General features: G+C 57.3%; 1 protein-coding gene and 1 rRNA gene. One reads left to right on the forward strand and one right to left on the reverse strand.

The genetic code is table 11. From position 1 onward, the window contains the following. Positions 1 to 118: ribosomal RNA gene (locus VGE80_RS21450) — 23S ribosomal RNA — on the reverse strand; the annotation flags it as partial. Positions 119 to 616: 498 nt separating this feature from the next. On the opposite strand from VGE80_RS21450, the gene VGE80_RS21455 reads away from it, so the two are divergent. Then, complete coding sequence (locus tag VGE80_RS21455; RefSeq protein ID WP_440594063.1) at positions 617 to 1,561, forward strand: histone deacetylase family protein; 945 nt, start codon at positions 617 to 619, stop codon at positions 1,559 to 1,561. Positions 1,562 to 2,164 lie beyond the last annotated feature (603 nt).

The following is a 2,164-nucleotide window of genomic DNA, read 5'->3' on the forward strand; positions in this document are numbered from 1 at the left end:
TCAGGAATCCCGGGATCAGAGCTTGTTTGACAGCTTCCCCAGGCTTATCGCAGTCTTCCACGCCCTTCATCGCCTCTTGGCACCGAGACATCCTCCACACACCCTTAATAACTTGACCACTTGGTTTTAGAATCTCACTGACTCTACTACCCACAATTTCTGCCGCCGAGCCCCAAAGCTCAGCGAACAGCTTGTGATGATTTCTAAGCTATTCTTACTTAAACCGTTTTGTCAAAGATCTTTGCGTCGCGTTCAGCGTTTGCTGTCGGCGTCGCGGGAGGGAGATCTTATGCGCGTGGACCTCGTGAGTCAACGCACTGGGGCAACTATTTTCAGATTTTTTTCGGGTTCGGTTTTTCGACCACTTTCGATGGTCACCCGCGACCATCGCCTTGCCCCCTACGGCCCCGGGCCTGAGAACGAACATCAGGATTGGAGAGTTTGTCGAAGCAACTCTTCGCGACAGCCTAACAAAAGATCAACGAATGCTGATTTGTCGTGCACACGGTGTTGCGGCATTGACCGTGGCAAAGGACGAAGAAAGATGACATCCTGAGGAGATGAAGATTGAGAAACAGGCGGATCGCCACCAACAGTTTGCGAATGGGAGGGGCTGATGACTGTCCTCTATATGGACGAACGCTTTCTGGGACATGAAACCGGGAAACACCGGGAGTGCCCCGAGCGACTCGTGGCGATTCGTCAGGAACTGATCCAATCCGGCCTCGACGCGCGCTGTACCCTGGGAAAGCCCCGGGTGGCTACAGTGGACGAGCTGGCCCAGATCCACGGGAAGATGTATGTCGGAAGGGTTGCCGACTTCGCGGACGAGGGGGGCGGTTGGATTGAAGGAGACACCTTTATGTCACCCAAGTCCTACGAAGTTGCGAGGCTCGCAGCGGGAACAGCTCTCGCCGCCGTCGATTCCGTAGTACGAGCGGATGATGACCGAAGAGCACTCTGCCTGATCCGCCCGCCGGGTCACCATGCCCTGGCAGACGACGCGATGGGATTTTGCCTGTTCAACAATATCGCCCTGGCGGCGGACCACGCGATCAAGCAGCACCACCTGAATCGCGTTCTTGTCGTCGATTGGGACGTGCATCACGGCAACGGAACGCAGGACATCTTCTATCAGAGGGATGACGTCTGGTTTCTCTCCGCTCATCGCTCGCCATTTTACCCCGGTACGGGTCAGAAGGACGAAACCGGAACCGGCAAAGGCCTGGGAGCCACATTCAACCTGCCACTTCCGTTTGGAACCTCCCGCAAACACTATCTCAGCGGCTTCGAGTCGTTGTTGAACGACGCCGCGAAACGATGTCGCCCGGAGCTGATCCTGGTGAGTGCCGGTTTTGACGCGCACACCCTTGACCCGATCGGGTCACTGGGACTGGAGACAGAAGACTTCCAGGCACTGACAAAAATGGTCATCGACGTCGCAGAGACCTACAGCGGCGGACGTCTTGTGAGCTGTCTCGAGGGGGGCTACCACATTCAGAAGCTGGCAGAGTGCGTGTCCGTGCACCTGAAGACGCTGCTGGAGTTCAAGGCCGCATAGAGAAAACCTGCGCGACGGAACCAGACGAAGCGACCGAAGGAAAGCTCCGCCGTGTGATGGCACCAGCGAGAACAGCAGCCCGATCCCACCCCAAGACGGTGAGCCCCCGCAAACCGACCTGCCACAGAGAAACAAGTCGCCGCATGAAAAGACGGATTTCTGCCTGCCCTCACCCTACGGCGAGGTCCAGCCGGAAATCCGTCTCGATCAACACGAAGGCCTTGCGGCGAGGGAATGACGCCAGCGCGGGCTGAGTACCGATACAGCCAGCCCGCGGTTTGAGCGACATCCCGGACTTACCTTGGCGATTGCGCCCGCACCATCGCCACCTCGGCCGTGTTCGCCGAAATGGACGACTTTTTTGCAGGCGACTGCCGTCTGGCAAGTTGCGTCGAGCTGCGTTGCTCTTGAAGACTGAATTCCGGATCAAGCGAAGGGGCAGCCCCTCGATTAAGGCGATGCAGGCGCGATGGTTTCAGATCGTGCCAGAAGCTCGCACAGCCCAGATTCATCAACAGAGAACCCGCAAGGGCGCACGACATGATCGTTCGAGACGAAATCATCGTCGGGAACCTCCAACAGTAAAGGCGATCGTGACATGGT

It is taken from the genome of Schlesneria sp., assembly GCF_036405755.1.
Taxonomy (GTDB): Bacteria; Planctomycetota; Planctomycetia; order Planctomycetales; family Planctomycetaceae; genus Schlesneria; species Schlesneria sphaerica.